Annotated in this window: 27 protein-coding genes; 9 read left to right on the top strand and 18 right to left on the bottom strand. The window is 67.8% G+C overall.

Going from position 1 to position 23,997, the window contains the following annotated elements; translation table 11 throughout:
• Positions 1 to 30: 30 nt before the first annotated feature.
• Genes KF783_RS07150 through KF783_RS07170 form a run of 5 tightly spaced genes read left to right on the top strand, consistent with a single transcriptional unit; the run spans position 31 to position 1,903 of the window.
• Positions 31 to 165, top strand: a complete 135-nt coding sequence (locus KF783_RS07150) for a hypothetical protein (RefSeq protein WP_294077768.1) — start codon at positions 31 to 33, stop codon at positions 163 to 165.
• Positions 162 to 359 (top strand): hypothetical protein, encoded by a 198-nt coding sequence (locus tag KF783_RS07155; protein WP_294077769.1) that lies wholly within the window; start codon positions 162 to 164, stop codon positions 357 to 359. Before KF783_RS07150 ends, KF783_RS07155 begins: the two co-directional genes overlap by 4 nt.
• The gene (locus tag KF783_RS07160) at positions 356 to 550 is read left to right on the top strand and encodes a hypothetical protein (RefSeq protein WP_294077770.1); all 195 of its coding nucleotides are present in this window, start codon (positions 356 to 358) and stop codon (positions 548 to 550) included. The genes KF783_RS07155 and KF783_RS07160 overlap by 4 nt, the downstream gene beginning before the upstream one ends.
• Before the next feature lie 46 nt (positions 551 to 596).
• A complete protein-coding gene (gene gmk / locus KF783_RS07165) occupies positions 597 to 1,271 on the top strand; it encodes a guanylate kinase (protein ID WP_294077771.1) in 675 nt (224 codons plus the stop codon).
• Between the two features lie 23 nt (positions 1,272 to 1,294).
• On the top strand, positions 1,295 to 1,903 hold the full coding sequence (locus KF783_RS07170; RefSeq protein WP_294077772.1) for a hypothetical protein: 609 nt from the start codon (positions 1,295 to 1,297) through the stop codon (positions 1,901 to 1,903).
• Here KF783_RS07170 and KF783_RS07175 read toward each other — a convergent pair.
• The 10 genes from KF783_RS07175 to KF783_RS07220 all read right to left on the bottom strand — a co-directional run bounded on the left by KF783_RS07175 (position 1,895) and on the right by KF783_RS07220 (position 11,074).
• Entirely contained in the window at positions 1,895 to 2,584 is a 690-nt protein-coding gene (locus KF783_RS07175; RefSeq protein WP_294077773.1) for an ATP12 family protein, read from the bottom strand. The genes KF783_RS07170 and KF783_RS07175 overlap by 9 nt on opposite strands.
• The gene (locus KF783_RS07180; protein WP_294077774.1) at positions 2,581 to 2,796 is read right to left on the bottom strand and encodes a hypothetical protein; all 216 of its coding nucleotides are present in this window, start codon (positions 2,794 to 2,796) and stop codon (positions 2,581 to 2,583) included. The genes KF783_RS07175 and KF783_RS07180 overlap by 4 nt, the downstream gene beginning before the upstream one ends.
• On the bottom strand, positions 2,793 to 3,452 hold the full coding sequence (locus KF783_RS07185; RefSeq protein WP_294077775.1) for an HAD-IA family hydrolase: 660 nt from the start codon (positions 3,450 to 3,452) through the stop codon (positions 2,793 to 2,795). The genes KF783_RS07180 and KF783_RS07185 overlap by 4 nt, the downstream gene beginning before the upstream one ends.
• Positions 3,453 to 3,561: 109 nt before the next feature.
• Complete coding sequence (locus tag KF783_RS07190; protein ID WP_294077776.1) at positions 3,562 to 4,167, bottom strand: FMN-binding negative transcriptional regulator; 606 nt, start codon at positions 4,165 to 4,167, stop codon at positions 3,562 to 3,564.
• Positions 4,167 to 5,267 carry an RluA family pseudouridine synthase gene (locus tag KF783_RS07195; protein ID WP_294077777.1) on the bottom strand — a complete coding sequence of 367 codons (1,101 nt, stop codon included), beginning with the start codon at positions 5,265 to 5,267 and terminating at the stop codon, positions 4,167 to 4,169. The genes KF783_RS07190 and KF783_RS07195 overlap by 1 nt, the downstream gene beginning before the upstream one ends.
• Positions 5,264 to 5,641 carry a fluoride efflux transporter CrcB gene (gene crcB, locus KF783_RS07200; RefSeq protein WP_294077778.1) on the bottom strand — a complete coding sequence of 126 codons (378 nt, stop codon included), beginning with the start codon at positions 5,639 to 5,641 and terminating at the stop codon, positions 5,264 to 5,266. Before crcB ends, KF783_RS07195 begins: the two co-directional genes overlap by 4 nt.
• A 69-nt stretch (positions 5,642 to 5,710) precedes the next feature.
• On the bottom strand, positions 5,711 to 6,445 hold the full coding sequence (locus tag KF783_RS07205) for a hypothetical protein (protein WP_294077779.1): 735 nt from the start codon (positions 6,443 to 6,445) through the stop codon (positions 5,711 to 5,713).
• Between the two features lie 110 nt (positions 6,446 to 6,555).
• Positions 6,556 to 8,388 (bottom strand): DUF885 family protein, encoded by a 1,833-nt coding sequence (locus KF783_RS07210; protein ID WP_294077781.1) that lies wholly within the window; start codon positions 8,386 to 8,388, stop codon positions 6,556 to 6,558.
• 39 nt (positions 8,389 to 8,427) lie between these two features.
• Positions 8,428 to 10,089 carry a DNA repair protein RecN gene (recN, locus tag KF783_RS07215; protein ID WP_294077783.1) on the bottom strand — a complete coding sequence of 554 codons (1,662 nt, stop codon included), beginning with the start codon at positions 10,087 to 10,089 and terminating at the stop codon, positions 8,428 to 8,430.
• A 124-nt stretch (positions 10,090 to 10,213) separates the two neighbouring features.
• The gene (locus KF783_RS07220) at positions 10,214 to 11,074 is read right to left on the bottom strand and encodes an outer membrane protein assembly factor BamD (RefSeq protein ID WP_294077784.1); all 861 of its coding nucleotides are present in this window, start codon (positions 11,072 to 11,074) and stop codon (positions 10,214 to 10,216) included.
• A gap of 128 nt (positions 11,075 to 11,202) precedes the next feature.
• Between KF783_RS07220 and KF783_RS07225 the strand changes: the two genes are divergently transcribed.
• Both KF783_RS07225 and KF783_RS07230 read left to right on the top strand, forming a co-directional pair.
• Positions 11,203 to 12,027: a class I mannose-6-phosphate isomerase gene (locus KF783_RS07225; protein WP_294077785.1), complete on the top strand. Its 825-nt coding sequence runs from the start codon at positions 11,203 to 11,205 to the stop codon at positions 12,025 to 12,027.
• A gap of 97 nt (positions 12,028 to 12,124) precedes the next feature.
• The gene (locus tag KF783_RS07230) at positions 12,125 to 12,691 is read left to right on the top strand and encodes a glycine zipper 2TM domain-containing protein (RefSeq protein WP_294077787.1); all 567 of its coding nucleotides are present in this window, start codon (positions 12,125 to 12,127) and stop codon (positions 12,689 to 12,691) included.
• 45 nt (positions 12,692 to 12,736) lie between these two features.
• On the opposite strand, the gene KF783_RS07235 is transcribed toward KF783_RS07230, so the two are convergent.
• Positions 12,737 to 12,958 carry a hypothetical protein gene (locus KF783_RS07235; protein WP_294077788.1) on the bottom strand — a complete coding sequence of 74 codons (222 nt, stop codon included), beginning with the start codon at positions 12,956 to 12,958 and terminating at the stop codon, positions 12,737 to 12,739.
• A gap of 196 nt (positions 12,959 to 13,154) precedes the next feature.
• Here KF783_RS07235 and KF783_RS07240 point away from each other — a divergent pair, with 196 nt between their 5' ends.
• The gene (locus KF783_RS07240) at positions 13,155 to 13,742 is read left to right on the top strand and encodes a hypothetical protein (protein WP_294077790.1); all 588 of its coding nucleotides are present in this window, start codon (positions 13,155 to 13,157) and stop codon (positions 13,740 to 13,742) included.
• Between the two features lie 58 nt (positions 13,743 to 13,800).
• On the opposite strand, the gene KF783_RS07245 is transcribed toward KF783_RS07240, so the two are convergent.
• From KF783_RS07245 to tgt, 5 genes are all read right to left on the bottom strand, one after another.
• Positions 13,801 to 14,892, bottom strand: a complete 1,092-nt coding sequence (locus KF783_RS07245; RefSeq protein ID WP_294077791.1) for a cell wall hydrolase — start codon at positions 14,890 to 14,892, stop codon at positions 13,801 to 13,803.
• A 165-nt stretch (positions 14,893 to 15,057) separates the two neighbouring features.
• Positions 15,058 to 17,493 carry a zinc-dependent metalloprotease gene (locus tag KF783_RS07250; protein ID WP_294077793.1) on the bottom strand — a complete coding sequence of 812 codons (2,436 nt, stop codon included), beginning with the start codon at positions 17,491 to 17,493 and terminating at the stop codon, positions 15,058 to 15,060.
• A 150-nt stretch (positions 17,494 to 17,643) separates the two neighbouring features.
• Complete coding sequence (locus KF783_RS07255; RefSeq protein ID WP_294077795.1) at positions 17,644 to 20,487, bottom strand: pitrilysin family protein; 2,844 nt, start codon at positions 20,485 to 20,487, stop codon at positions 17,644 to 17,646.
• A gap of 39 nt (positions 20,488 to 20,526) precedes the next feature.
• Positions 20,527 to 20,736 carry a hypothetical protein gene (locus KF783_RS07260; RefSeq protein WP_294077796.1) on the bottom strand — a complete coding sequence of 70 codons (210 nt, stop codon included), beginning with the start codon at positions 20,734 to 20,736 and terminating at the stop codon, positions 20,527 to 20,529.
• Positions 20,737 to 20,786: 50 nt separating this feature from the next.
• Positions 20,787 to 21,914 carry a tRNA guanosine(34) transglycosylase Tgt gene (tgt, locus tag KF783_RS07265; RefSeq protein WP_294077798.1) on the bottom strand — a complete coding sequence of 376 codons (1,128 nt, stop codon included), beginning with the start codon at positions 21,912 to 21,914 and terminating at the stop codon, positions 20,787 to 20,789.
• A gap of 69 nt (positions 21,915 to 21,983) precedes the next feature.
• Between tgt and KF783_RS07270 the strand changes: the two genes are divergently transcribed.
• Positions 21,984 to 22,361 carry a cupin domain-containing protein gene (locus KF783_RS07270; RefSeq protein WP_294077800.1) on the top strand — a complete coding sequence of 126 codons (378 nt, stop codon included), beginning with the start codon at positions 21,984 to 21,986 and terminating at the stop codon, positions 22,359 to 22,361.
• On the opposite strand, the gene KF783_RS07275 is transcribed toward KF783_RS07270, so the two are convergent.
• Both KF783_RS07275 and KF783_RS07280 read right to left on the bottom strand, forming a co-directional pair.
• Positions 22,334 to 22,990, bottom strand: a complete 657-nt coding sequence (locus tag KF783_RS07275) for an HAD hydrolase-like protein (RefSeq protein WP_294077802.1) — start codon at positions 22,988 to 22,990, stop codon at positions 22,334 to 22,336. The genes KF783_RS07270 and KF783_RS07275 overlap by 28 nt on opposite strands.
• The gene (locus tag KF783_RS07280) at positions 22,983 to 23,954 is read right to left on the bottom strand and encodes a cation diffusion facilitator family transporter (RefSeq protein ID WP_294077804.1); all 972 of its coding nucleotides are present in this window, start codon (positions 23,952 to 23,954) and stop codon (positions 22,983 to 22,985) included. The genes KF783_RS07275 and KF783_RS07280 overlap by 8 nt, the downstream gene beginning before the upstream one ends.
• Positions 23,955 to 23,997: the final 43 nt, after the last annotated feature.

Below are 23,997 nucleotides of genomic sequence, written 5' to 3' on the forward strand. Positions count from 1 at the left end.
TTTTCTCCTCCGACAGCGGAGGATTGGTTAATGGACGTTTCGATCATCAGCGCTCTGGCCGGCGGCCTTGCGCTCGGTCTTGCCGGCACGGCGATATGGTATGGATTTCGCGGCTTGGACGAGTTGTTCGATCTTGCCACCGGGATGAAGGGGTTCGACCGATGATCGGGGACGCGATTGCGGGCTATATCGGCAAGCGCATCGATGAACGCGATGGAGAGGGCGGGACGCTCGGCGCCATCGCCGGTATCGCGGCGTGGCGCGTGACGAAGCGTGTCGTTCCGGCCGCGATCGTTCTGGGCGCGGCGGCGCTCGGCTACCGATATCTGACGCGCAGGCGCGATACGGCGCCGGCATGATCCGGGCGTTGCTTGGCGCCTTGCTCGGTCGGGCGATCGATCGCCGCGATGGCCGTGGCGGCGTCAAGGGCGCAATCCTGGGCGCGGTGGGTCAGCGCGCGTTGACTCGCATGGGTCCGTTCGGGTGGGTGATTGGCGGCGCGATTCTGCTCTGGTCGTTCCTCACCGGCCGCCATCGGCGCCGATCCTGACCCACGCTCCCTTGACGAAGTCCGTATCGCCGCGCCAAAGGCCCCCATGGCGCAGCGCGAATCCCAGTTCGAATTCGATCGCAGGGGCGTGTTGTTCGTCCTGTCCTCTCCCTCAGGGGCGGGAAAATCGACGATCGCCCGAAAGTTGCTTCAGGCCGAACCGGGCATGGGCGTTTCTGTGTCCGCCACCACCCGCCCGATCCGGGAGGGGGAGGAGGACGGCCGCGAATATCATTTCCTGTCCACCGAAGAGTTCAAGGCGCGCGTGGCGCGGCACGAGTTCCTCGAATGGGCGCACGTGTTCAACTATCGCTACGGCACCCCGCGCGCGCCGGTGAAGGCGATGCTGGCCGGGGGGCAGGACGTCCTGTTCGATGTCGATTGGCAGGGCGCACAGCAGCTGTTCCAGCTGGAGGGTGGGGACGTGGTCCGCGTGTTCATCCTGCCGCCGTCGCTGCGCGAACTGGAACGGCGCCTGCGCGCGCGCCAGACCGACAGCGAGGAAGTGATCGAATTCCGCATGCGCCGTGCCGAGCGCGAACTCAGTCATTGGGACGGCTATGACTATGTCGTCGTGAACGACGATGTCGAAGCCTGTTTCCAGAAGGTCCACACGATCCTGAAAGCCGAGCGTGAAAAGCGCTCGCGCAAGCCCGGCCTGATCGGTTTCATCCGCGAACGGCAGGAGGAAGCTATCGAAATGGGCCTCGCGACGCGCTAGTCTCTACCCGCCGAAAAGGGAGAATGACGATGCCGAGAGTGATGCTGGGCGGACTGCTGGGCGGTCTGGCGATGTGGATCGTGGGCTTCATCTTCTGGGGAACCCCGCTCAGCATGCTGGCGCTGGGGCGCACCGACGATGCCGCCAGCGTGGCGATCCAGGCATCGCTCAAACAATATCTCGGTCCGCTCGGCACCGGCGCCTATCCGATCCCCTGGCCCGATACGCCGCTCGGCACCCAGGCCTATGGCGAAGGGCCGGTCGCGCTCGTGATGTTCAATGCCCAGGGATTTGCCCGGCTCGACACCGGCGCGATGCTCGGCGGCCTGATCCTCGGCATCGTCTGCACATTGATCCTCGCCTTTGCGCTGGAGCGGGTGACGCGCGGCATGACCTTTGGCGGTCGGCTGACGATCGTCGGTCTGTTCGCGGTCGCGATCACCGCCTACAGCCAGATCGGCCAGCCGATCTTCAACCACGCGCCCTGGGGCTATTACATCTATCTGTGGATCAGCGAGGTCGCGAGCTGGCTGGCGGCGGGCGCGGTCATCGCCTGGGCGCTGCCAAAGCCGAAACAGTCCGTCGAGCCGGAAGTGGCGTCCGCAGAGCCGGCCGATCCGCCGCTAGAGTAGCGACAGGAACCGTGCGGCCGCGTCGAACTCGGCGCGGCGCGCCTGTCGGCTCTGGCGCGCGAGATCGTCCTCGCCCCAATGTTCGACCTGCCAATCCTCGTCCAGATTGGCGGCCGCCCACACATCCTCCGCCGTCACCGCCCGATCGAACAGCGCGAGTGCCGCCACCAGCGATCCGGTGATCGTGACCAGCGGAGACAGGCCGGCGAGTTCGAACGGAGAATATCGGGCTAATGCGCCGGCCAGTGCCGCGAGGCTGGCGGCCGGCTGTGGGCAGTGGATGATCCCGGTGGTCGGGCGCAAATCCGCCCCATGTCGATCCCGCGCCCAGGCGAGCAGGGGATCCCAGAACGCATCCTGCCGAAGCCGCAGTTCCAGCGGATGTTCCGCGCGATAGCATAACAGATCGCTCTCGCCATAGGCGGCCAGCCCGGCGGCAAAGGCACCGGGATCGGGCGCGATCCGGTCGATCGCCGCATTGGCAAGGCCGGTGATCGGCATCGCGCGCGGGTCGATCGCGTCGCCGACGGCGCGCCACTCATCCGCCACCGCTTCGGCAAGCGCGGCGGTCGGCAGGCGAAGCGGCGCACGCCCCGGCGTCCGGATCGGCCGGGCATCGAGATGCACGTCGAACCCACCATCGATCGGGACGACCTCCACATCGGTCCAGAACCGTTTCATGGGGCCGGGGGCGTGCGCCATTTGCGGGCCAGTGCGCGTGGCACGACGGCAAGGCAGTACAGGCCGGCGATCAGGATCGCGGCCCCGAGAATCTTCAGCTCGAGCACATCGCTCCGCCCGATGATGACGAGTCCGAACACCGCACCGGCGACGGCGGCGATCTGGGTCGAGATCATCGCATAATAGCGGCCGCGTGCGGGATCCTGGTTCACATCGCCTCCAGCAGGTCGGGCAATTGCGCGGCGTGCATGCAGACGTGCCGCGCCCCGGCCGAATGAAGCTCATGGGCGTCGTGATAGCCCCATGCAACCCCGATCGGATGGGCGCCGGCCGCGACCGCCATCGCCATGTCGAAGCTGGTATCGCCGATCATCGCCGTATTCTGGGGCAAGGCACCCGCTTGCGCCATCGCCGCTTCCAGCATCGAGGGGTGCGGCTTCGACGGATGCCGATCCGCGGTCTGAAGCGTGACGAACCGGTCGGCAAGACCGTGATGATCGAGGATCGCGGCAAGGCCACGGTCGGATTTCCCGGTCGCGACGCCGAGCAGCCAGCCGGATTGCTCCAGCGCGTCGATCGCCGCCGCAATCCCGTCGAACAGCGGTTCCGGGTCGAGCGTGCGATCGCTGCGCATGCGGAAAAAGGCGTGCTTGTACGTTTCGGCCATCGCGGCGTGCTGATCCGCCTCCGCGTCCGGGAGCAGCGTCGCGATCGCCGGGACCAGGCTGAGGCCGACGATCCGGCGAATCGCGTCACGGGGCGGCGGATCGAGCCGGTAGGTGGCGAAGCACGCCTCCATCGCGCGACAGATATTCGCCTGCGAATCGACCAGCGTGCCGTCGCAATCGAAGATCGCCAGCCGGGTCACCCGTCCGCCCCGGGCATGAGCGGGGCTTCGCCGCCTGTTCCCCCAAGCAGACGGGAGCAGGAGAAAGCCATGGCGCGCCGCGCCGTGTGGCCGAAGTACGGGAACCGGTTCACAGCCCGTCCCGCATCGCCCGGGCGATCCCGTCCTGTCCCAGCGCGGCCAGCGCCTGCGCAGCCACGCGGCGGGCGGCTGCGGGCTTGTTCTGGCCGATCTTGCGGCTTCCCCGCCACTCCGTCACGTTCAGCCGCCAGCCCTGAATCGCGTTCAGCATCGCGTCGATGCGGGCGGGGTCCGCCTTGTCGCGGGTCCATTCCGTCTTGGGGGCCAGCCGTGCCTCCTGTTCGTGGCCAAGCTGGTCGAGCTGTGCGATCAGGTCGTCGCGCGTCATCGGTTCGAGTGTCCCCTCGACCTCGACCGCAAGATAGTTCCAGGTTGGGACCTCGTCTGGCCCCAGGCCATACCAGTCCGGGCTGACATAGGCGTGCGGACCCTGCACGACGAACAGCGCGGTCTGACCGGCAAGGCCCGGATGGCTGGCCGCGTTCGATCGGCTGAAGTGCAGGCCCAGTGCGTCGGCATCCAGAACCACCGCCGGCGCATGGACGGCACGGGGGCCGGCAGGTGTCTGGACGAACAAACTGCCGAACGTGGCATCGCGCACGAAAGCGCGCATCGCCGCGACGTCCGGCCACCGAAAGGCGGGGTTGGGGTGCATCAGCGCCGGTTTCCGCGCCCACGCCGTTCGCCGCGACGTTCCTTGCGCACGGTTTTGGCATGTGCCTTTGCCTTGGCCTTTTGCTGCTCGCGCGTCGGCGGGGCCTTTTCGTCCACCGGCATCGCGTCGCCATCGGCGATGTCGAATCCCAGGCTGGCCAGCGTCTCGGCGAAATGCGTCGGCAGATCGGCGCTCACGTCCAGCTTCCCGCCATCGGGATGGTCGATACGGATGCGGCGGGCGTGAAGATGCATCTTGCGGCTGATGCTGCCCGACAGGAAGGCGTCGGCCAGGCCGTATTTGCCGTCGCCGACGATCGGATGTCCGATCGCCGCCATATGGACACGCAGCTGGTGCGTGCGCCCGGTATGCGGCTGCAACTCCACCCATGCCGCGCGGTTTCCGGCGCGATCGATCACGCGATAGCGGGTGCGCGCGGGTTGCCCCTCCGCCTCGTCGACATGCATTTTTTCGCCACCCGTCCCGGGTTGCTTGGCGAGCGGCAGGTCGATGAACCCATCGTCGATATCCGGCACGCCGACGACGATCGCCCAATAGGTCTTGCGCGCGGTGCGCCCCGAAAAGCTCTTGGAGAAAAAGGCGGCGGCGCGGGCAGTGCGGGCAAGCACCAGCGCGCCCGACGTATCCTTGTCGAGCCGGTGGACCAGCTTTGGGCGGGCATCCAGATCGAAATAGAGGCCGTCGAGCAGTTGATCGACATGATCGTGCGTCTTGGTGCCGCCCTGCGTCGCCAGCCCCGGCGGCTTGTTCAGGACGATCGCCTGATCGTCGCGGTGGATCACCATGGATTCGGCGAATTCGACCTGTTCGGGCGACAGCGTGACGCGTGCCTTTTTGGGCCGCGCGGCGACGGCGGGCGCGGAGTCGGCCGGCGGGACGCGAATGACCTGTCCCGCCTGAATGCGATCGCCCGGCGTCGCGCGCGCGCCATCGACGCGCAACTGTCCGGTGCGCGCCCAGCGGGAGACGACATTGAAGCTGGCATCGGGCAGATGTCGCTTGAACCAGCGGTCCAGGCGGATTCCGTCATCGTCGAGCGCGACGGTGAACTGGCGCACATTTGCGGCGTCGGCGCTCATGCCAGGCCCCGCGCGATCTGAAGGCCGGCGAACAGCGCCGCCAGCGAGAAGATGACCGAGGACAGGATATAGAAACCGGCAAGCAGGAACTGCTCGCGTTCGAGCATCAGCACCGTGTCCAGCGAAAACGCCGAAAAGGTGGTGAATCCGCCGAGCATTCCGACCCCCAGCAGGTAACGGAGCGCCGAATCGCCGCCCGCCCGCGCGGCCAGCCAGCCGGTGAGCAGGCCCATCATCAGCCCGCCCAGAATGTTCACGGTCAGCGTCCCCCAGGGGAAATTGGGGCCGAACAGCGCAAGCGTCAGCCGGCCGGTCAGATGCCGTGCGCCGGCGCCGATCGCGCCGCCCAGCATGACGAGAAGAAGATGGAGCATTCTCCGCCGTTAGCGCGGTTCGGGGGCGGGGGCCAGTGCGACCGGCCACCGCCCCCTGGGAGAGACCGTTCAGCTACCCCGGTTGGCGATCAGGTCGAGATCGGTTCCGCCGTCGGCACGGGCGGAAAGGAACACGACATAGGCCGCGTCACCCTTTGTCCCGCCCAGCACATGCTGGCCGTCCTTGACCTGATGCTCGGCCGTGTAGCCGCCGCGAATGGCACGGGTGTAATACCAGTCGATCATCGTCTCGAGCGGCTGCGGGGTCGAGAAGCTGACGACGCGCAGGCCGCATGCGCCACCTTCCGCACCGGCGGCCTCGACGATCCGGGCCTGGGGATGGAGCGGCATGTCGGCGGGCATGCGCGCGGCCCAGGCGGCCGAGTAGTTGAGCTTTGTTGCGCATTGGGCCGTACGCGGGTCCTTTTGCCGCGCCGCGAGGCCGCCCAGCGTTACCGCCTCTTCGCGGGCGGCGATGGCGTCGCTCTTCCCTTCGCTCGGGGCGGGCGCCTTGAGCAGTTCGCCGTCCTTTGGCCGCGCCGGGGTGGCGGCGGCGACCGTTTCGGCGGGAACCGGGGCGGAATAGGGCTGGCTGGGCGGACGGATCGCATCCTTGTTGGACTGCTGTGCCAGCTGCGGATCGACCATGATCTGGTCCTGAAGCGCCCCCATCAGCTGGGGGTCGGCACTGTTGCCCGCGATTTCGTCGTCCAGCGCATCGACATTCTGGTCCTGCCCGCCGCCGCAGGACGCGAGGGCGAGAGGCAGAAGTAGGACGGCAAGCAATTCGGCGCGGCGGCCCATCATCACGCTCCAGTTTCGGGAACGCGTGATGACAGGACGAGGTTAAGGAAGCGTTGGCGATTGCCCGGGCAGCGTGGCCATCGCGATCACGTGACCGCGCCGGCGACGGGTCACGTCTTCGTCTTTTCCGTCGCGATCCAGTCGTCGATCTGTGCGTCGAGCACGTCGAGCGGAACCGCGCCCTGGCCGATCACCGCATCGTGAAAGCCCTTGAGATCGAATTTCGTCCCCAGTGCCTTTTCGGCGCGCGCACGCAGCTCGCGAATCTTGAGTTCACCCAGCTTGTAGGCGAGTGCCTGGCCCGGCCAGCTGATATAGCGGTTGACCTCCGCATCGATGTTCGCCGCCGACAGGGCGGTGTTGTCGAGCATGAACTTCACCGCCTGTTCCTTGGTCCACCCCTTCGAATGGATACCGGTATCGACGACCAGGCGACACGCGCGCCACATTTCATAGGACAGGCGGCCCATCTGCTTTTCGGGCGTGTCGTAGATGCCCATCTCGATCCCGACGCGTTCGGCGTACAGGCCCCAGCCTTCGGTAAAGGCCGTGAAACTGGCGAGATAGCGGCGGAACTTGCTCGTCTCCAGCTCCTGCTGGATCGCGATCTGCATATGGTGGCCCGGCACCGCCTCATGCGCGGTCAGCGCCGGCAGCTCCCAGAGCGGACGCTGATCGAGCTTTGAGGTGTTGACGTAATAATTGCCCGCAAAGCCCAGTTCCGGATTGCCCGGCCCGTAATAGGCGGTGGTCGTCCCCTCCGCGGTTTCGGCGGGGATCGCGCGCAGGCCATAGGGCAGGCGCGGCAGCTTGTAGAAATAGCCCGGCATCTTGCCGTCGATCGTCTTTGCCTGAAGCGCGGCGGCGGCCATCAGCTCCTGAGCGGTCTTCGGATAATATTTGGGATTGGTGCGAAGCTCCTTGATGAACGCCTCGCGGCTCTCATACCCCGCATCCTTCGCCACCTTGTCCATCTCGCTGCGGATTCGAGCGACCTCGTCCAGCCCGATCTTGTGGATCTGGTCTGCGGTATAGTTGGTGGTGGTCAGCTGGCGGATGCGAAAGGCGTAATATTTGTCGCCGCCCGGCTGCGCAGAGACCCCGACCGCCTTCGCGCAATTGGGGGCGTAGCGGGTGCGATAGAATTCGGCGGCCTTCGCATAGGCCGGATTGAGCGTGCCGGTGATGACCTGCTTCGCGCGCGCCTGGAGCGCCGCCCATTCGGCGTCGCTCGCGTCGAGTGGCTTGGCGCGGGTGAAGGGGGTGTAGAAGCGCGATTGCGCCGCGTCGTCCTGGATCACCCCCGTGATCGTCTTTTCGAACCCGACCAGCGTGACACAGGGCTGGACATAGCCGCCCTTGAGCGCCTGCGCGGTGATGTCCAGCCACACCTGATTGGTGGCCGGGAATTTTTCGAGGCGAGTGAGGTAATTGGCATAATCCGCCTTGGTCCGGAACGCGGTGCGTTCGGCGCCGTACAACATGCCCTGCCAGGGATTGGAATAGCTGGTGAACAGGATCGTGCGCTGGCCGAAACTGTTCTCCTCGATATCCTCGGCCAACAGGCGGTGGAGGATCGCCTTGTCGGTACGCTCGCTGCGCGACAGGCCGGCATCCGGGATCGCGTCGAGCCGCTTGAGGAACACGCCCTCTTGCCGTGCGCGCCGATCGGCGGCGGCGAGGGTGGAATCGCCGACCGCGGTCGGATCGGTATCGACGCCGATCGAGCGCGCGAAGCCGGGATTTTCCTTAAGCACCCAGGCGAAATGCTCGGCGAGCAGCTTCTGAAAATCCTCCGACGGGGTCGCCGACGCGGCGCTGGCGGAGGCCAGCAATGCCGCCGCGATACCCAGGGACAGGCCGCCGAACCGGGCATGCCCGCGCATGCCGGCGGCGGTCGACGAGGGGAGATGGGGGCGGGCGGGGGAGAGGAAGAAGCGCATGGCGTGAGGCAAGCAGACGATGTGCGACATTGCAAGCGTTCAGGCCGCCTCAAGCAGCCTTTCCGCCTGGGCGCGGGCCTCGTCGGTGATCTGGGCGCCCGACAGCATGCGGGCGATCTCTTCGCGCCGCGCCGCGTCGTCCAGCGCACGCACTCCCGTGCGGGTTACCGTGCCGTCATGGCTCTTGGCGATCAGCAGATGGTGGTTGCCGCGCGCGGCGACCTGGGGGCTATGGGTCACGACGAGCAGCTGCGCCCCGCGCGCCAGCCGGCCCAGCCGCTCGCCGATCGCACTGGCGACCGCACCGCCGACGCCGCGATCGATCTCGTCAAAGATCAGCGTGCGCGCGCCGCCTTCCTCCGCCAGCGCCACTTTGAGCGCGAGGATGAAGCGCGACAATTCGCCGCCTGAAGCGATCTTGACCAGCGGCGCGAACGGCGCGCCGGGATTGGTCGATACCTCGAACTCGATCCGGTCGCTGCCGGCGGCGGACCATTGATCGCGGGGCAGCGGGGCGACGACGGTGCGGAAGCGCGCGGCATCGAGCTTCAGCGGCGCGAGTTCGGCGGCGACGGCAGCATCGAGCCGCGACGCGGCGGCGGTCCGTGCGGTCGAGAGTGCCTCGGCGGCGGCGGCATAGGCGCGCTCGGCCGCGTCGCGCTCCGCCGCAAGCCGGGCGAGCGTATCCGCACCACCCTCGATCCGGGCGAGCCGGTCGGCGAGCGTGCTGGCGAGATCGGCGAGATCGTCGGGCTGGACGCGATGTTTGCGGGCAAGGCCACGCAGGTCGAACAGGCGCGCCTCGTCCGCCTCCAGCGCGGCGGGGTCGAAGGCGAGCGCCTCTGCCGCCTCGTCCACCTTTTGCTGGGTCGCGCTCCCCTCGATCAGCGCGCGATCGAGCGCGGCGAGCGCCTCGCCAAGCGCCGGGTGATCGTCGGAAATGCGTTCCAGGATCCGCGCCGCCTGGCGCAGCCGGGTGAGCGCGCCATCGGCACCGTCGAGCAGGTCGGCAATGCCCTGAAGCTCGCTCGAGATTTTTTCGCCGCGCTGCATCGTCGCGCGCCGGGCGGCGAGAATATCCTCCTCGCCGGGTTCCGGGGCCAGCGCGCGAAGTTCCGCCACGGCATGGTCGAGCCATTCGCGATCGCGCGCGGCGGCATCCTGTTCGGCATGGGCGGCGGCCAGCGCGTCGTCGGCGTCGCGCATCGCGCGATGCGCGCGCGCGACCGCATCGGTGTCGAGCCGGCCGAACGCGTCGAGCAGCGCGCGATGGCCGCGCGGGTTGAGCAGGCCGCGATCGTCGTGCTGGCCGTGAATTTCGACAAGCTGCCCACCCAGTTCGCGCAGCAGGCCGGCCGATGCGGGCTGATCGTTGACGAACGCGCGGCTGCCGCCATCGGCTTTCACCAGGCGGCGGATGGTGAGCGGTTCGGCGGGGTCATAGTCCAGCCCCGATTCGGCGAGCAGCGCAGCCAGCGCCGCCGGATCGGCGGGATCGAACACCGCGGTCACCACTGCCTGTGCCGCGCCCTGCCGCACCAGCCCGCTGTCGGCGCGGGCGCCGAGCGCAAGGCCGAGCGAATCGAGCAGGATCGATTTGCCGGCACCGGTTTCGCCGGTCAGCACGCCCAGCCCGGCGTCGAAATCGAGGTCCAGTGCCTCGATCAGGACGACGTCGCGGATGGAGAGCGCGGTCAGCATGCGCGCCCATTACCCCTTTTTGTTCCGGCGTGGGAGAGGCGAATTGCATGCTGGCGCCGCACGACGCGCGTGACGCGCGCCGGCGCGGCGCTCCGCCGAAACGGATCCGCGCCGCGATGCGCGGTCAGTTGGTGTCCGACGGACGGATCGGCTTGTCGTCGCGGATCGGCTTGGCCGCAGGCGCGACCGAAGCGGGGACCGGAACCGTCGCGCCGTGCTTCTGGATGAGGTCGTAGGCGCGCTCATACCATTGAGTGCCGGGATAGTTGGCGCCGAGCACCGCAGCGGCCTTTCGCGCCTCATCCTTCACGCCGAGCGCCAGATAGCTCTCGGTCAGGCGCATCAGCGCTTCGGGCGTGTGGGTCGTGGTCTGGTAGTCATCGACCACGGTGCGGAAACGGATGATGGCGGCGAGCCACTGGCCCCGCACCTGATAATAGCGCCCGACCTCCATCTCCTTGCCGGCGAGATGGTCGCGGACCAGGTCGATCTTCAACCGCGCATCGGCGGCATAGCGGGTATTGGGATAGCGGCGATTGAGTTCGGACAGCGCGTCGAGCGCCTGTTGCGAAATCTTCTGGTCGCGGGTCACGTCGCTGATCTGCTCATAATAGCTGAGCGCGATCAGATAATAGGCATAGGGGGCGTCGCGATTGCCGGGATGGACCGCCAGGAAACGTTGGGCCGACTGAATCGCCTGGGTGTAATTGCGGTCGAGATAATAGGAAAAGGCACCCATCAGCTGCGCGCGGCGCGCCCAGATCGAGTAGGGGTGCTGGCGCTCCACCTCATCGAACAGGGCGGCGGCGATCTTGTACTGGCCCTTGTCCAGCCGGTCCTTGGCGGCCGTGTAGAGCGTGCCGACATCGCGCGCGATATAGGGCAGGTCGGCACGTTTGCCGCCACCACGGCTGCACGCGGCGGTCGAAAAGGCAAGCGCGGCGATACACACGAGCGCGAGCGGACGGGCGGAGAGGATACGCATGGGCTGGGTTCTTAGCCGAGCGATGGGCGGCTTGCGAAATGTTTTTTGCGGGTGCTTGCCCGCGCCGGGATCGAACGTCACAGAGGTGACGTTTTGCAGTGCGCGTCCCGCAATTCCGGAGTCCTGAGATGTCAGCCACCGCCCTCACCACGCACCGGGTCGAAAAGCCATGGGGACGCCATCGCCTGTATCCCGGATTTGCCGATCCCGCGCCGGGCGGCGAACCGGTCGGCGAAATCTGGTTCCAGGCGCCCGGCGACAGCACGCCGGACCTGCTGGTCAAATATCTGTTCACCAGCGAGAAGCTGTCGGTGCAGGTCCATCCCGACGACGCGCAGGCGCATGCGCGCGGCCTGCCGCGCGGCAAGGACGAATGCTGGATCATCCTGGATGCGGAACCCGATTCGACGATCGCACTCGGCACCCACCAGCCGATCGACGCGGCGACGTTGCGCGCGGCGGCGCTGGACGGATCGATCGAGCGCCTGCTCGACTGGAAGCCGGTCAAGGCCGGCGACTTCTTCTACGCGCCCTCGGGGACGGTTCACGCGATCGGGGCGGGCCTCACGCTGATCGAGATTCAGCAGAACAGCGAGACCACCTATCGCCTGTATGATTATGGCCGCCCGCGCGAGCTGCATCTTGAGGATGGCGTAGCGGTGGCCGATGCGCGACCCTTTGTTCCCGCGCCGATGCCGGGCGAGGTGTCGCCGCACCGCACCATCCTGGTCGAAGGGCCGAAATTCGTCGTCGAGCGCTGGCCGGGTGGCGATCGCGCGATTCGCCTGCCCGACGGGGTGAAGGGCTGGCTGGTCCCGGTCGCCGGCGCGGGGGAGATCGATGGCGTGACCTGGACCGCCGGCATGTGTGTGACGGTGGAGGGGGCGGCGACGCTCACCGCGTCGGAGGACGCGGATCTGTTGTTCGCCTATCCCGGAACCGCGCGCATCTGAAACTGGCCGGCAGATGAACGCAGGGTAGTTTTTCGTTCACGCAACCTGCCGGACGCGTCGATCGTTGATGCGCCACAATAAAAGGCAGGAGAATATGATGCGTACCCCGATGATCATCGCCGCGATGGCGTCCGTGGCACTGTCGCCGATTCCGGCGATGGCGCAGCAGACGCCGCGCGAGACGCAGCGCGAATATCGCCAGGAAACCCGCGACGCCTATCGCGACTATCAGCGCGATCTGGCCCGCGCCCGCACCCCGGCCGAACGCCGCGCGGCGTGGCGCGAATATCAGCGCGAGCTGCGCGATGCGAAACAGGATCGCCGCGCGGACATGCGCGATTGGCGCCAGTATCGTAACTACGACTATAATCGCTACGAGCGCGGTCAGCGCACCTATTATGCCGACCGCTATTATCGCGACGGCCGCTATTATCAGGAGCGCCGCCTGACGCGGGCGGACCGCATCTATCGTGGCAGCGACGGGCGCTATTACTGCCGCCGCAGCGACGGCACCACCGGCCTGATCGTCGGCGGTGTGGCGGGCGGACTGCTCGGCAATGCGCTGACCAACGGGCGGTCGAGCGTGCTCGGTACGCTGCTGGGCGCAGCCGGCGGCGCGGCGCTGGGCGCGTCGATCGATCGCGGCAACGTGCGCTGCCGCTAAGGTGACGTTCGCGCTAGGGGTCCGGGAAACCGGACCCCTTTGCCGTCACAGGATGAAGCCGCCGAGCCAGAGGCGGACCATGCCGACCAGCAGCACGACGATGTTGAGATTTCGGCCGGTATTCGAATCCGACAGCGCGCCCAGGGCGAGCCCGAGCACAGCGAGCGGCACGACCAGCCAGTTGAGCCAGCCGAGCAGCGGGATGAGGGCGACCAGCATCAGCGGAAAGGCGATGATGCCGACGACGAGGGAAAGCAGGTTCAGCATACCGACTAGATGGTGAATCCGAGGTGTTTTGGCAAGGTAAAACGCTTCGCCCGCGTTAACGAAGATGAACGAAGCATCTGCGGCTGCGACACGCCGCGACACAAAAGCGACGATCCGGTCAAATCACTGCGACATCCCGGCAACATTATCGCCCTACCGCAGCGAGCGGATCGAAATCTGGATGAGGAGAACGACCATGAACAAGAAGATCGCACTGGCGATCGCCGGACTCGGCATCGCGACCGCCGCCGTCCCCGCAGCGAATGCACAGGGGTGGCAGAGCATCAACCAGCGCCAGGCGCAGCTTGACCAGCGGATCGACATGGGTGTCCGCAACGGGCAGCTGACGCGAAGCGAGGCGGCGCGCCTGCGCGCCGAATATCGCCAGATCGCCCAGCTTGAATATCGCTATCGCCGTTCGGCACCGGGCCTGACGCTCAACGAGCGTCGCGACCTCGATCGCCGCTTCAACGCGCTGTCGGCCCGGATCCGGTATGAGCGCCGGGACGACGATCGCCGCGGCGATACCGGCTGGTGGAATATCAATCAGCGTCAGGCGCAGCTCGATCGCCGGATCGATCAGGGCGTGCGCAGCGGTCAGTTGACGCGGGTCGAGGCGGCACGTCTGCGCGCCGAATTTCGCGGGATCGCCGCGCTGGAGGCACGCTATCGCCGGTCCGCGCCGGGCCTGACGATGGCCGAACGCCGCGACCTTGACCGGCGTTTCGACATCCTGGCGCGCAAGATCCGCTGGGAGCGCAGCGATTGGGAGCGCCGCCGCTAATCCGGCAGCTTCCTGACGCACGACGGCCCCCGCCCCCTGCGGCGGGGGCCGTTTCGTATCAGCGGATCGGCTTGCCGCTGTCCTTCCACCTGTCGAGGATCTGCGCCTCGGGCGACTCGGCATATTGCGGCAGCACGTCGCCGCTCTGCACCGGTTCGCGCCGCGATGCCGCGCGTCGGGGCGCGGGGCCTGCGGCGGCGGCGACCTGGGGGCGAAGCAGGGGATTGCCGGCCTTTTCCACCACATCGGCGGGCGGCGCCTTGGCAACCGGGGTGGCCGGCGAAGCTGATCGGTCGGACGCCAAGGCCGGCGTGGCGGGCGCAGCGGGCGCTGCGGCTGCGGCGACGCGCTCCTTTGGTCCGGGGAAAGGTTCGTTGCCGCGATACCCCTGGGTAAAGGCGGCGGCGGTACCCCAATAGCCTTTCCAGCGGTGGAAGAAGTGCGCGCCGAACACGCCGGTCATCACCAGCGACTTGTTCCAGCGCGGGGTGACCGCATAAGTGTGATAATGCGTGGCGAGGCCGACCGGTGCGAACACCGCACCCGCCAGCGCGTCGGCGGCGACGCGTGCCGCGCGGTCCCAATATTCGCGCTGTGGCCGCTTCGCCATCGATCCGTCGCACGCGAAGCTGAACTGGCACCCCGCCTTTTCCGAGCCCTGATAGACGACGCCGCAGACGGTGGCGGGGAAGGTGGGGTGGCGCACCCGGTTGAGGATCACCTGCGCCACCGCGCGCTGGCCGTCATCCGGTTCGGTCGCGGCTTCGTAATAGATGGCGGTCGTCAGGCATTGCAGCGCGCGCGCCCGGTCCTGCTTCGACCCGGCAAGCCGGAACGGCGCGGCGGGTCGCAGCGTCGGATCGATCGTCGCGCCGTCCGGCACCGGCGCGTCGGGCAGATCGACGGTGCCGGTGCTGCCCATCCCGGGCGCGCCGGTCTGATCGTCATCGGCCAGTTGATACAGCGCCGCGCCGGGAAAATGATCGTCCGCCTCATATCCGGTCGGCTTCGGGCCGCTGGCGCGCGCGCCCTGTTCGGCCGCCTGTAGCGCGGTGAGGCCGGCATGGGCCGAAAAGCCCGCGCCGATCAGCGACGCGAGCAGCGCCGCCGCTATTCCCCGAAGCTGTAGTCGCGTAAATCGCCGCAGCACGTGCCTGTCCCGGTTTCCACCGGGGATATAGCGCGTCCGGGTTAACGTTTCCGCTGCCGATTTGGCGGTGTCCCGGCCTGAAACGATTGATCGTTAACGTAATAGTTGCGCGCCGGCAGCCGCCTGCGCCCATCGTTACCGGGCGCAGGCGCCGCGCGCGGCCGGCTACAGGATGCCGTCGTCGCCGATCGGATCGGCGGGCGGGATCGGGGTGGCGCGCTGAAGCTCCTTGCCCAGCGTCGCGCGGGCGGCGCGATCGAGCAGCCGGGTCGAGAGGCTTGTCGCCCAGTCGCCCCCTTCCTTGGCGAGCGTGCGGGCAGCGGCGGTGAGCCTGCCATCGATCAGCGCCGCGACTTCCGGAGAGGTGGCGGTGTCACGTTCGCGCGCCGCGAGGGTGGCGAGCGTGCGATAGGCGATGCGCTGTCGCAGCGGATCGCGCCCCGCCCCCGGAACGGTCGTGGCGATCAGCCGGTCGAGCAGTTCGCCAACGCCCAGCGCGGCGGGATCGGCGGCCTGCTGGCCGGACAGCCGCGTCAGTCGTGGCGCGGCGAGCAGCGAGCGTAGCGTGATTTCCGCAGCGACATCGGCGGCGGCGAGCGGATCGAACAACGGGCCGCGTGCGGTGTCGATCACCTCGATCTCATATTGCCGGTTGTCGCTGCCGTTGCGCGGCGCCGACAGCAGCGGAATGAGGCGCGGCGGCACGCGCAGCGCATCGGGCGAGAGCGTCGCCAGCAGCGCATCGAGCGCAGCGCGCTGTTCCGCCGCCGGCACGGTGACGGCTGCCTCCTTGCCTCCACCATTTACCGAATAGGAGAAATCTGCGCCCCCGATAGCCTTTGCTGCCGCAACCACTTCATAGCGATGAAGCAACCAGATCGGCACAAATCGCCGCCGCAGTTCGGCCGTCGGTTCGCCCGGGGACAACGTGCCAAGGCCGAAATTGTCGAGCGCGGCGCGACGCACCGCCATGATCCGCGGCAGTTCCGTGATCGGGTCAGCGCCATCGTCCCACAACCCGCCCCAGCGTTGCGCGGTATCGGGCGAGCGGGCGTCGCCGTCATGCACGAATCGCATGCCGTCCGTCACCGTTTTGGCCGCGATCGCATCCGCCGCCGCCTTGTCGGATGCGCCATAGAGCCAGGCGACCGTCGCCCGGTCCCATGCGCCGACGCCGACGCCATAGGCATCCGACAGGTCGGGCCGGCCATCCACTAGCCCGATCCGCGGGTGCGGATAATCCATCACCGATGCGCGATCCTGGGTACTGGCGGCGAAATTGTGCGCGAAGCCGAGCGTATGGCCTACCTCGTGCGCGGCAAGCTGGCGCAGGCGTGCGATGGCGACGCGGACCGGGTCGTTGGGGCCGCCGCCATTCATTCCGGCCGCGCCGACCAGACCCTGAAAAATCTGGATATCCTGGCGCGCGCGCAGCGAGCCGAGGACGACCATGCCCTTGACGATCTCCCCCGTCCGGGGATCGACGATCTCCTGCCCATAGGACCAGCCGCGCGTGGCGCGATCGTCCCAGTTGACGACATTGTATCGCACGTCGAGCGGATCGGCGTCGGCGGGCAGTTCGCGTACCTCGAACGCGTCGATCAGGCCGGCGGCGGTGAAGGCGTCTTTCCACCAGCCGATCCCCTCGATCAGCGCGGCGCGGATCGGCTGGGGCGCATGCGTATCGACATAATAGACGATCGGCTGTTTGACCCGCGACGGGGCGGGGCCGGGATTGACCTTCTCAAGCCGGAATCGGTTCGCGAAATCGCGCACGACATCGGCGCCCAGCGGTGCGCCGAAATCGACCAGCTGGGTCGAAAAGCCGCCGGTGCGCGGGTCAAAGGCGCGCGGCGTGAATCCGGGTTCGGGCAACGCCACGAAGCTCATATGCACGGTAAAGCTGACCCGCGTCGGTTCGGGGGCGATGTTGCTGACCTCTGCCCCCGGCTGGTCGGACGCAAAGGTCTGGATCGCGTCGATCTCGAAATTGCGGGGAAATACCTTTACCGATGCGGGGATCGCGGCGCTGGTCTTGCCGTCCAGCCGGAACCCCTTGCCCTCTCCCTGCGCGGGGTCGCCGGTGATGCCGTTGCCGGACTGGTTGAGCGACTGGGCGATGCCCAACTGATCGGTGGTCAGGAAATCGGCAAGGTCGATCACCACCCGGCCGTCGGGCAACGTCGCGGCGATATCGGTCATCCACACGACCGATGTGGCGAAATCGCCGCTTCCCGCCGGATCGAGCGGCGCGGCGCCGGCGGCGCGGAAACGCGGATTTTCGAACTGGATCGCCACCTTCTTGCCGATCCGGCGAAAGGCGAGGATCTGTGTCGGCCCGGTGCGCCCGCGATCAAGAAAGGTCGGTGCGGCGCCAAGCCCGGTGCGCAGCGAGGTGGTGAAGAGCAGACGCGTGGCTATCCCATCCGCTCCGGGGGCGGGCAGCGTGACGAGAATCCGGCCGCCCTTGTCATCGACATGGACCGGAAGCAGCCCGTCCCGCGCCTCCGCCCCGGCATAGACCGCCTGGGCAAGGACGGGAGCGGGGGTGGCCGCCGCGGCAAGCAACAGGCCCAGGGCGAGGTGACGGTGACGACGCATGCGATTCCCCTTTTCGCGATGCAGCGTAGCAGCGGGCCGGGCGGGGGCAAGCCGGTGGTGACCCGATCCGCCTGCCGCCCGACGCCCCGCACCCTTTCGGTCACGCCGGCCGCGATCGCCGTGGCGGTGCGGGCCGGCGTGGCGCCGTGTCTATTTCAGCGTCGGACTGTCGAGCTTCAGCGCGCTGGCCGGAATCACCTCCAGGTCGGGATATTTCTTGCGCAGTTCGTCCACGAACAGCTTCGAATCGCCGACCACCACGATGCTGGCATTGTCGGGATCCAGCACCTCACGCGCGGCCGCTTGAACCACGGCGGGGCCGACCCCCTGAATCGACGGGATATATTTTTCCAGCGTGTCGAGCGGCACGCCGCCACCGACATAGTTGGCGAGCGCGCCGGCGATGCCGTCGGTGCGTTCGATCCGGCGGCCAAAGCTGCCGATCAGCACCGCCTTGCGCGTGTCCAGCTCGGCGCCGGCGATCGGCGCCTGGCCCATCTTCTTCATCTCTTCGGTCAGCAGCGCGACAACTTCGGGGGCGGACGGGTTCTTGGTCTGGGTCGATGCCGTGACGATGCCCGGCATGCGGCGCGCATCGACGCTGCTGCCCGCACCATAGGCCAGGCCGCGCACGATGCGGATTTCACGGTTGAGCCGCGAGGAGAAGCCGACGCCCAGCGTGGCGTTGGCGACCTGTGCCGCATAATAGTCCGGATTGCTGCGCGCGATGCCGGGACGTGCGACCACCACGCCGGCCTGGCCCGCGCCCGGCAGATCGACGACGATCACACGCGGCTTCGGCGCGGCGACGGCGGCGGCCGGTGTCGCGGGCGCGCCCGCCGCCTTCCAGTCGCCGAACAATCGTTGCGCCAGCGCGGTCGCGTCCTTCTGCGCGATGTCGCCGACCAGCACGAGCGCGGCGTCGCCCGGGCGCCATGCCGCGCGATAGGCCGCGGCGATATCGTCGCGGGTGATCCTGGGCAGCGAGGCCGGATTGCCGGACAGCATATGGCCATAGGGCTTTTCACCGAACACCGCGCGGCTGGCGACGATGCCGGCGAGCGCGCCCGGGTCCTTCAGCTGCACGGTGACGCCGTCGATCGTCTGTTTGCGGGCGCGATCGATCTCCTGCTGCGCGAAGACCGGATTGCGGGCGACGTCGGCGAGCAGGGTGAGCGCGGGCGTCACCTGATCCGCCTTGACCGTCACCGTGGCGAAGGCGGCGTCCCAGTCGGCACCGGCGCCGATCGAACCGCCCAGCGATTCGATCTGTTGCGCGATCTGTTCCGCCGAACGGGTCTTTGTCCCCTTGGTCAGAAGGTCGGCGGCGAGCGCGGCGGTGCCGGCCTTGCCTTCGGGATCGCGCGCGCCGCCGGCCGGGGCGACGACGGTGGCGGTGACGATCGGCAGGTCCCGCTTTTCGACGACGATCACGCGCATGCCATTGGCGAGCTTCGTTTCGAAGGGCTTGGGGATTTTGGGCGAAACCGGCGCGCCGGGCGCCGGAATGGCGACGCGGTCGGCGTCGCTGGCGGCGACATGGATCTTGATGTCCGACGGCGCGACCAGCGGATTGACCTTCACCGTCGGCGCGACCGCGATCGTGTCGCCCTTTGCCCCCTTGGCCATCGCGTCGGGGAGGTAGAGGACGGCGGCGGAGCGATCGTCGGTCAGATATTTGCGCGCGACGCGCTGGACGTCGGCGGCTGTCACCGCATCGATCGCGGCGAGCTGGCGGTCGGCGGCCCGGGGGTCGCGGTCGATGATGATCGACGCGGCGAGGGTCGATGCCTTGCCCTCGGCCGTCTCACGGCTCTTGAGCGCGGCGGTCAGCAGTTCGTTCTTCGCTTCGGAGAGTTCGGCGGCAGACACCGGCTTGTCGCGCAGGTCCGCGACTTCGCGGCGGATCGCCGCTTCGCCGTCGGCGGCGGACTTGCCTCCGGCGATGATCGCGTACATCGCATAGGCGCCGGTCGCCTGACGCGTGTCGAGGAACGTGTCGGCCTGGGCCGCCAGCTGGTCGCGATAGACGAGGTTGCGATAGAATCGCGAATTCTCGCCCCCGGACAGGATGCTGTTCAGGACGGTGAGCGCCGGCGTGTCGGGATCGTTGTCAGGCGGCAGCGGATAGCTGATCAGCACGGCCGGAAGCGGCGTGTTCGGTTCGTACACCGTATAATGCGCCGGCTTGGCGCGCGGCGGCTCGGCGACGGTGACGCGCGGGATGGGGCGGTCCGGCTTGCCGATCGGCGCGAAGTATTTGTCTACCCATTTGTCCAGTTGCGCCGGATCGAAATTGCCCGCGACGACCAGCACCGCATTGTCGGGACGGTAATAGGTGGCGTGAAAGGCGCGGATGTCATCGACGTTCGCCGCGTCGAGATCGGCGATGCTGCCGATGCCGGGCCGGGCATAGGGATGCACGCCATAGGAGATGTTCGGAAAGTAGATGTAGAAGAGCTTGCCATAGGGCGCGGCGAGGACGCGGCTGCGCAGTTCCTCCTTCACCACGTCGCGCTCGGACGCGAAGACCTTCTGATCGACCACCAGGCTCGACATGCGATCCGCCTCCGCGAACAGCAGCCGTTCGAGATGGTTGGCGGGGACGACCTCGTAATAATTGGTGTAGTCGGCGTTGGTGGACGCGTTGTTGTAGCCGCCGACATCCTCGGTCAGGCGATCCATCTGCTCATCGACCAGATTGCGCGTACCCTTGAACATGAGATGTTCGAACATGTGCGCGAAGCCGGACTTGCCCGCCGGATCGTCCTTGCTGCCGACATCGTACCAGACCTGGACCGAGACATTTGCGGTCGAGGTGTCGCGGATCGCATAGACGCGCAGGCCGTTGGGCAGCGTCCGTTCGGTAAAGGCCAGCGGCGCGACGGTGATCGGCTTCGACGCGGCGGCGGGCGTAGCCGGCTTTTGCTGCGCTTGCGCGGCGAAGGGGAGCAGGGCGGCGCCGAGATACAGGGCGGTGCGGGTCAGGCGCATGGGAAACTCCGGAACTGAGGGAACGGGGAGGGGCAGGGATCAGGAACGCTTGCGCGCGCGGGCGGCATAGATGACGGCAGCAGCGAGCGCGGCGGAGCCGATGCCGAGACCGATCTTGCGGAGCGGCCATTTCTTTCCGTCGCCCGGATGCGGCATCCCCTCGGCGCGTTCGGCCGCCTCGCGGACATGGCGGGCGGCTTCGGTGATCTCGTTGGCGATGGCGTCTGGGGATTCGGGCGTGTCGGTCACAGGCTACTCCTCTGGACAGCGGCGTAGGCCAGACCGGGGGGTGGGTGCAATCAGCCTTCGCGTCGGTAGCTGGCGCGAAACGCGTTGGCGAAGGCGGTGAGGCGGCCCTTGGCGATCGCGCTGCGCAGGTCGGCCATCAGCGACTGGTAGAAATTGAGATTATGCTCGGTCATCAGCATCGCACCGAGAATCTCGCCCGAACGAACCAGGTGGTGGAGATAGGCGCGGGTCCATTTGCCGCAGACCGGGCAGGCGCAGCCGGGATCGAGCGGCGCCTGATCCTCCGCGAACTTCGCGTTGCGGATGTTGATCGGGCCGTGGGCGGTGAATGCCTGACCCGTCCGGCCGGAGCGGGTGGGAAGGACGCAGTCGAACATGTCGATCCCGCGCTCGACCGCGCCGACGATGTCGTCAGGCTTGCCCACCCCCATCAGATAGCGGGGCTTGGCCGCGTCGAGCTGACTCGGGGCATAGTCGAGCACGTCGAACATCGCCTCCTGCCCCTCGCCCACGGCGAGGCCGCCGACCGCATAGCCGTCGAACCCGATGTCGAGCAGCGCGTCGGCGCTGGCCTTACGCAGCGCCTGGTCGAGTGCGCCCTGCTGAATGCCGAACAGGGCGGACCGCGCCGCATGGTCGCCGCCGGTGTCGAATCCCTCCCGGCTGCGCCGCGCCCAACGCATCGATCGCTCCATCGCCGCCGCCTGTACGTCACGCGTGGAGGTGGTGGGGACGAGTTCGTCGAACGCCATGACGATGTCGCTGCCGAGCAGGCGCTGGATTTCCATCGAGCGTTCGGGCGAGAGCAGGTGTTTCGACCCGTCGAGATGCGATTTGAAGACGATCCCCTCCTCGCTGCGCCGGGTCAGTTCGGAGAGGCTCATCACCTGATAGCCGCCGCTGTCGGTCAGGATCGGCCGGTTCCAGCCCATGAAGGCGTGCAGCCCGCCCAGCCGGTGGATCCGTTCCGCGCTGGGCCGGAGCATCAGGTGATAGGTGTTGCCGAGCAGGATGTCGGCGCCCGATGCGCGAACGTCCTGCGGCTTCATCGCCTTGACCGTGGCGGCGGTGCCGACCGGCATGAAGGCGGGGGTGCGGATTTCGCCGCGATGCATGGCGATCGTGCCGGTGCGCGCCCTGCCGTCGGTGGCGTGAATCTGAAAATCGAAACGGGACATGGCGAGAGCCTTTGACGGATCGCCGCGCCGACGCAACACTTTCCCCACCTCGACCCCAAGGGAGCGATGATGCCCGACGCCCGTCCCGCAAATCTGTTCGACCCGCTGCCCGATGCGCGCGCCGGCGAGGTTTTCGACCCGCTATTGACGCGCGCGGGGGTTCGGATCGAGCGGATCGTGTCGGCGGGGCAGGCGACGCCCGCCGATGCGCCCTTCGTCCAGCCACAGGATGAGTGGGTGGTGCTGCTCAGCGGAAGCGCGGCGATCCGGCTGGAGGGGCGGGAGGAGGTGCCGCTGACCCCGGGCGATCACCTGCTGATTCCGGGCGGGACACGGCACTGGGTGACGCGGACCGATGCGGCCGGCCCTACCGTCTGGCTGGCGGTGCATCTGGAGGGGGAGGGCGAGAGGGTGACGGACTATCCGCCGCTCGCGCCCAGCACGTGATCGACCACCGACTGGGGCGTGGAGAAGGCGATGTCGGGGCGCAGATGGGCGAATGCCTGCGCATGGGCATAGCCCCACAACACCGCACCGGCGGTGATGCCCACCTCCCGCGCCGCTTCGATGTCGCGGGTTTCGTCCCCCAGCGACAGGCAATGCGCGGCGGGCATGCCGCTCATCCGCAGGATCTTGCGGAATCGCGGTGCCTTGCCGAATAGCGACGCCCCGCACGCCCACCAGGCGATCCGCGCGGAATTGGCGGGGCCGAGCACGGCGCGCGCATTCGCCTCGCTGTTCGACGTGACGATCGCGAGCTTGACCCCCGCGCCCTCGATCGCCGCCAGCATTTCCGGCACCCCGTCGAACAGGCGGATCCGATGGCTGTTGGCGCCGAACATGCGACGGACGTGGCGAGAGATGAAGGGCAGTTTCCATGCCGGGATGCCCAGCCGCGCGATCACGTCCCGGGTGGGGGTGCCGCGCAGCTGTTCGACCTCCGCCGGCTCGACGCGGTTGAAGCCGAAGCGATCGGCGACCTGATCGACGATCGAGAGGAACCAGCCGCCGCTGTCGGACAGCGTGCCGTCGAAATCGAAGATCACCAGGCGCAGCGGCTGGCCGGGATCAGCCATGCGCGTCGTGGAGCCGGCAGGCTTCGTCGTCGCTGTCGCCGATCTCGATCTGCAACGTCGCGTGGCCGATGCCGTGATCGTGGGCGAGTGCATGCTGCAACTCGGCAAGAAAGGCGTCGCCGGGATGGCCGGCCGGCATCATCAGATGCGCGGTCAGCGCGGTCTGGGTCGTACTCATCGGCCAGATATGGAGATCATGGACGCGGCTTACGCCCCGCTGGGCGGCGAGCATCGCTTGCACACGTTCCGGATCGATACCCGGCGGCACCGCATGCAGCGCCATCGCGAGCGAATCGCGGCCAAGGTCCCAGGTGCTCCACAGGATCACCGCCACGATCACCAGACCGATCGCCGGATCGATCCATTGCGCGCCGGTCCACCAGATGATCGCCCCCGCGACCACCACGCCGGCGGACACGGCGGCGTCGGCCAGCATGTGCAGATAGGCGCCGCGTACATTGATATCGTCCTTGCGCCCGCGCACGAACAGCATCGCCGTGGCGAAGTTGACCAGGATGCCGGCGAACGCGATCGCCATCACCGTGCCGCCAGCGATCGGGGGCGGATCGTTGAAGCGGCGCACCGCCTCCAGCGCGATCGCCCCCGCCGCGAACAGCAGCAGCACCGCGTTCGCAAGGGCGGCAAGGATCGTCGAACTGGACAGGCCATAGGTGAAACGCGGCGAGGCCGGCCGTTTGGCGAGCGACGCGCCCGCCCAGGCGATCAGCAGGCCGAGCACGTCGGACAGATTATGCCCCGCATCGGCAAGCAGCGCCATCGAATCGATCAACAGCCCCGCAATCCCCTCGGCCAGCACAAAGCCCAGGTTCAGCACGACGCCGATCGCGAAGGCGCGGCCGAAATCGGCGGGCGCGTGGCTGTGGCCATGGCCGTGCGCATGGCCGTGGCCACCGGCAAGCGAATCGCCGTGAGCGGCATGATCGTGGCGGTGCGAGCCGTGCATGGCGCGGACCTTAGCCGCAGTGCAGCGTGAGATGCTAGGACAT

Source organism: Sphingomonas sp. (genome assembly GCF_019635455.1).
Classification (GTDB): domain Bacteria; phylum Pseudomonadota; class Alphaproteobacteria; order Sphingomonadales; family Sphingomonadaceae; genus Sphingomonas.

Coding starts and splice junctions, on each gene's coding strand:
- KF783_RS07150 (WP_294077768.1), top strand. CDS start 31: ATGGACGTTTCGATCATCAGCGCTCTGGCCGGCGGCCTTGCGCTCGGT.
- KF783_RS07155 (WP_294077769.1), top strand. CDS start 162: ATGATCGGGGACGCGATTGCGGGCTATATCGGCAAGCGCATCGATGAA.
- KF783_RS07160 (WP_294077770.1), top strand. CDS start 356: ATGATCCGGGCGTTGCTTGGCGCCTTGCTCGGTCGGGCGATCGATCGC.
- gmk (WP_294077771.1), top strand. CDS start 597: ATGGCGCAGCGCGAATCCCAGTTCGAATTCGATCGCAGGGGCGTGTTG.
- KF783_RS07170 (WP_294077772.1), top strand. CDS start 1,295: ATGACGATGCCGAGAGTGATGCTGGGCGGACTGCTGGGCGGTCTGGCG.
- KF783_RS07175 (WP_294077773.1), bottom strand. CDS start 2,584: ATGAAACGGTTCTGGACCGATGTGGAGGTCGTCCCGATCGATGGTGGG.
- KF783_RS07190 (WP_294077776.1), bottom strand. CDS start 4,167: ATGCACCCCAACCCCGCCTTTCGGTGGCCGGACGTCGCGGCGATGCGC.
- KF783_RS07195 (WP_294077777.1), bottom strand. CDS start 5,267: ATGAGCGCCGACGCCGCAAATGTGCGCCAGTTCACCGTCGCGCTCGAC.
- crcB (WP_294077778.1), bottom strand. CDS start 5,641: ATGCTCCATCTTCTTCTCGTCATGCTGGGCGGCGCGATCGGCGCCGGC.
- KF783_RS07205 (WP_294077779.1), bottom strand. CDS start 6,445: ATGGGCCGCCGCGCCGAATTGCTTGCCGTCCTACTTCTGCCTCTCGCC.
- KF783_RS07210 (WP_294077781.1), bottom strand. CDS start 8,388: ATGCGCTTCTTCCTCTCCCCCGCCCGCCCCCATCTCCCCTCGTCGACC.
- recN (WP_294077783.1), bottom strand. CDS start 10,089: ATGCTGACCGCGCTCTCCATCCGCGACGTCGTCCTGATCGAGGCACTG.
- KF783_RS07220 (WP_294077784.1), bottom strand. CDS start 11,074: ATGCGTATCCTCTCCGCCCGTCCGCTCGCGCTCGTGTGTATCGCCGCG.
- KF783_RS07225 (WP_294077785.1), top strand. CDS start 11,203: ATGTCAGCCACCGCCCTCACCACGCACCGGGTCGAAAAGCCATGGGGA.
- KF783_RS07230 (WP_294077787.1), top strand. CDS start 12,125: ATGCGTACCCCGATGATCATCGCCGCGATGGCGTCCGTGGCACTGTCG.
- KF783_RS07235 (WP_294077788.1), bottom strand. CDS start 12,958: ATGCTGAACCTGCTTTCCCTCGTCGTCGGCATCATCGCCTTTCCGCTG.
- KF783_RS07240 (WP_294077790.1), top strand. CDS start 13,155: ATGAACAAGAAGATCGCACTGGCGATCGCCGGACTCGGCATCGCGACC.
- KF783_RS07250 (WP_294077793.1), bottom strand. CDS start 17,493: ATGCGTCGTCACCGTCACCTCGCCCTGGGCCTGTTGCTTGCCGCGGCG.
- KF783_RS07255 (WP_294077795.1), bottom strand. CDS start 20,487: ATGCGCCTGACCCGCACCGCCCTGTATCTCGGCGCCGCCCTGCTCCCC.
- tgt (WP_294077798.1), bottom strand. CDS start 21,914: ATGTCCCGTTTCGATTTTCAGATTCACGCCACCGACGGCAGGGCGCGC.
- KF783_RS07270 (WP_294077800.1), top strand. CDS start 21,984: ATGCCCGACGCCCGTCCCGCAAATCTGTTCGACCCGCTGCCCGATGCG.
- KF783_RS07275 (WP_294077802.1), bottom strand. CDS start 22,990: ATGGCTGATCCCGGCCAGCCGCTGCGCCTGGTGATCTTCGATTTCGAC.
- KF783_RS07280 (WP_294077804.1), bottom strand. CDS start 23,954: ATGCACGGCTCGCACCGCCACGATCATGCCGCTCACGGCGATTCGCTT.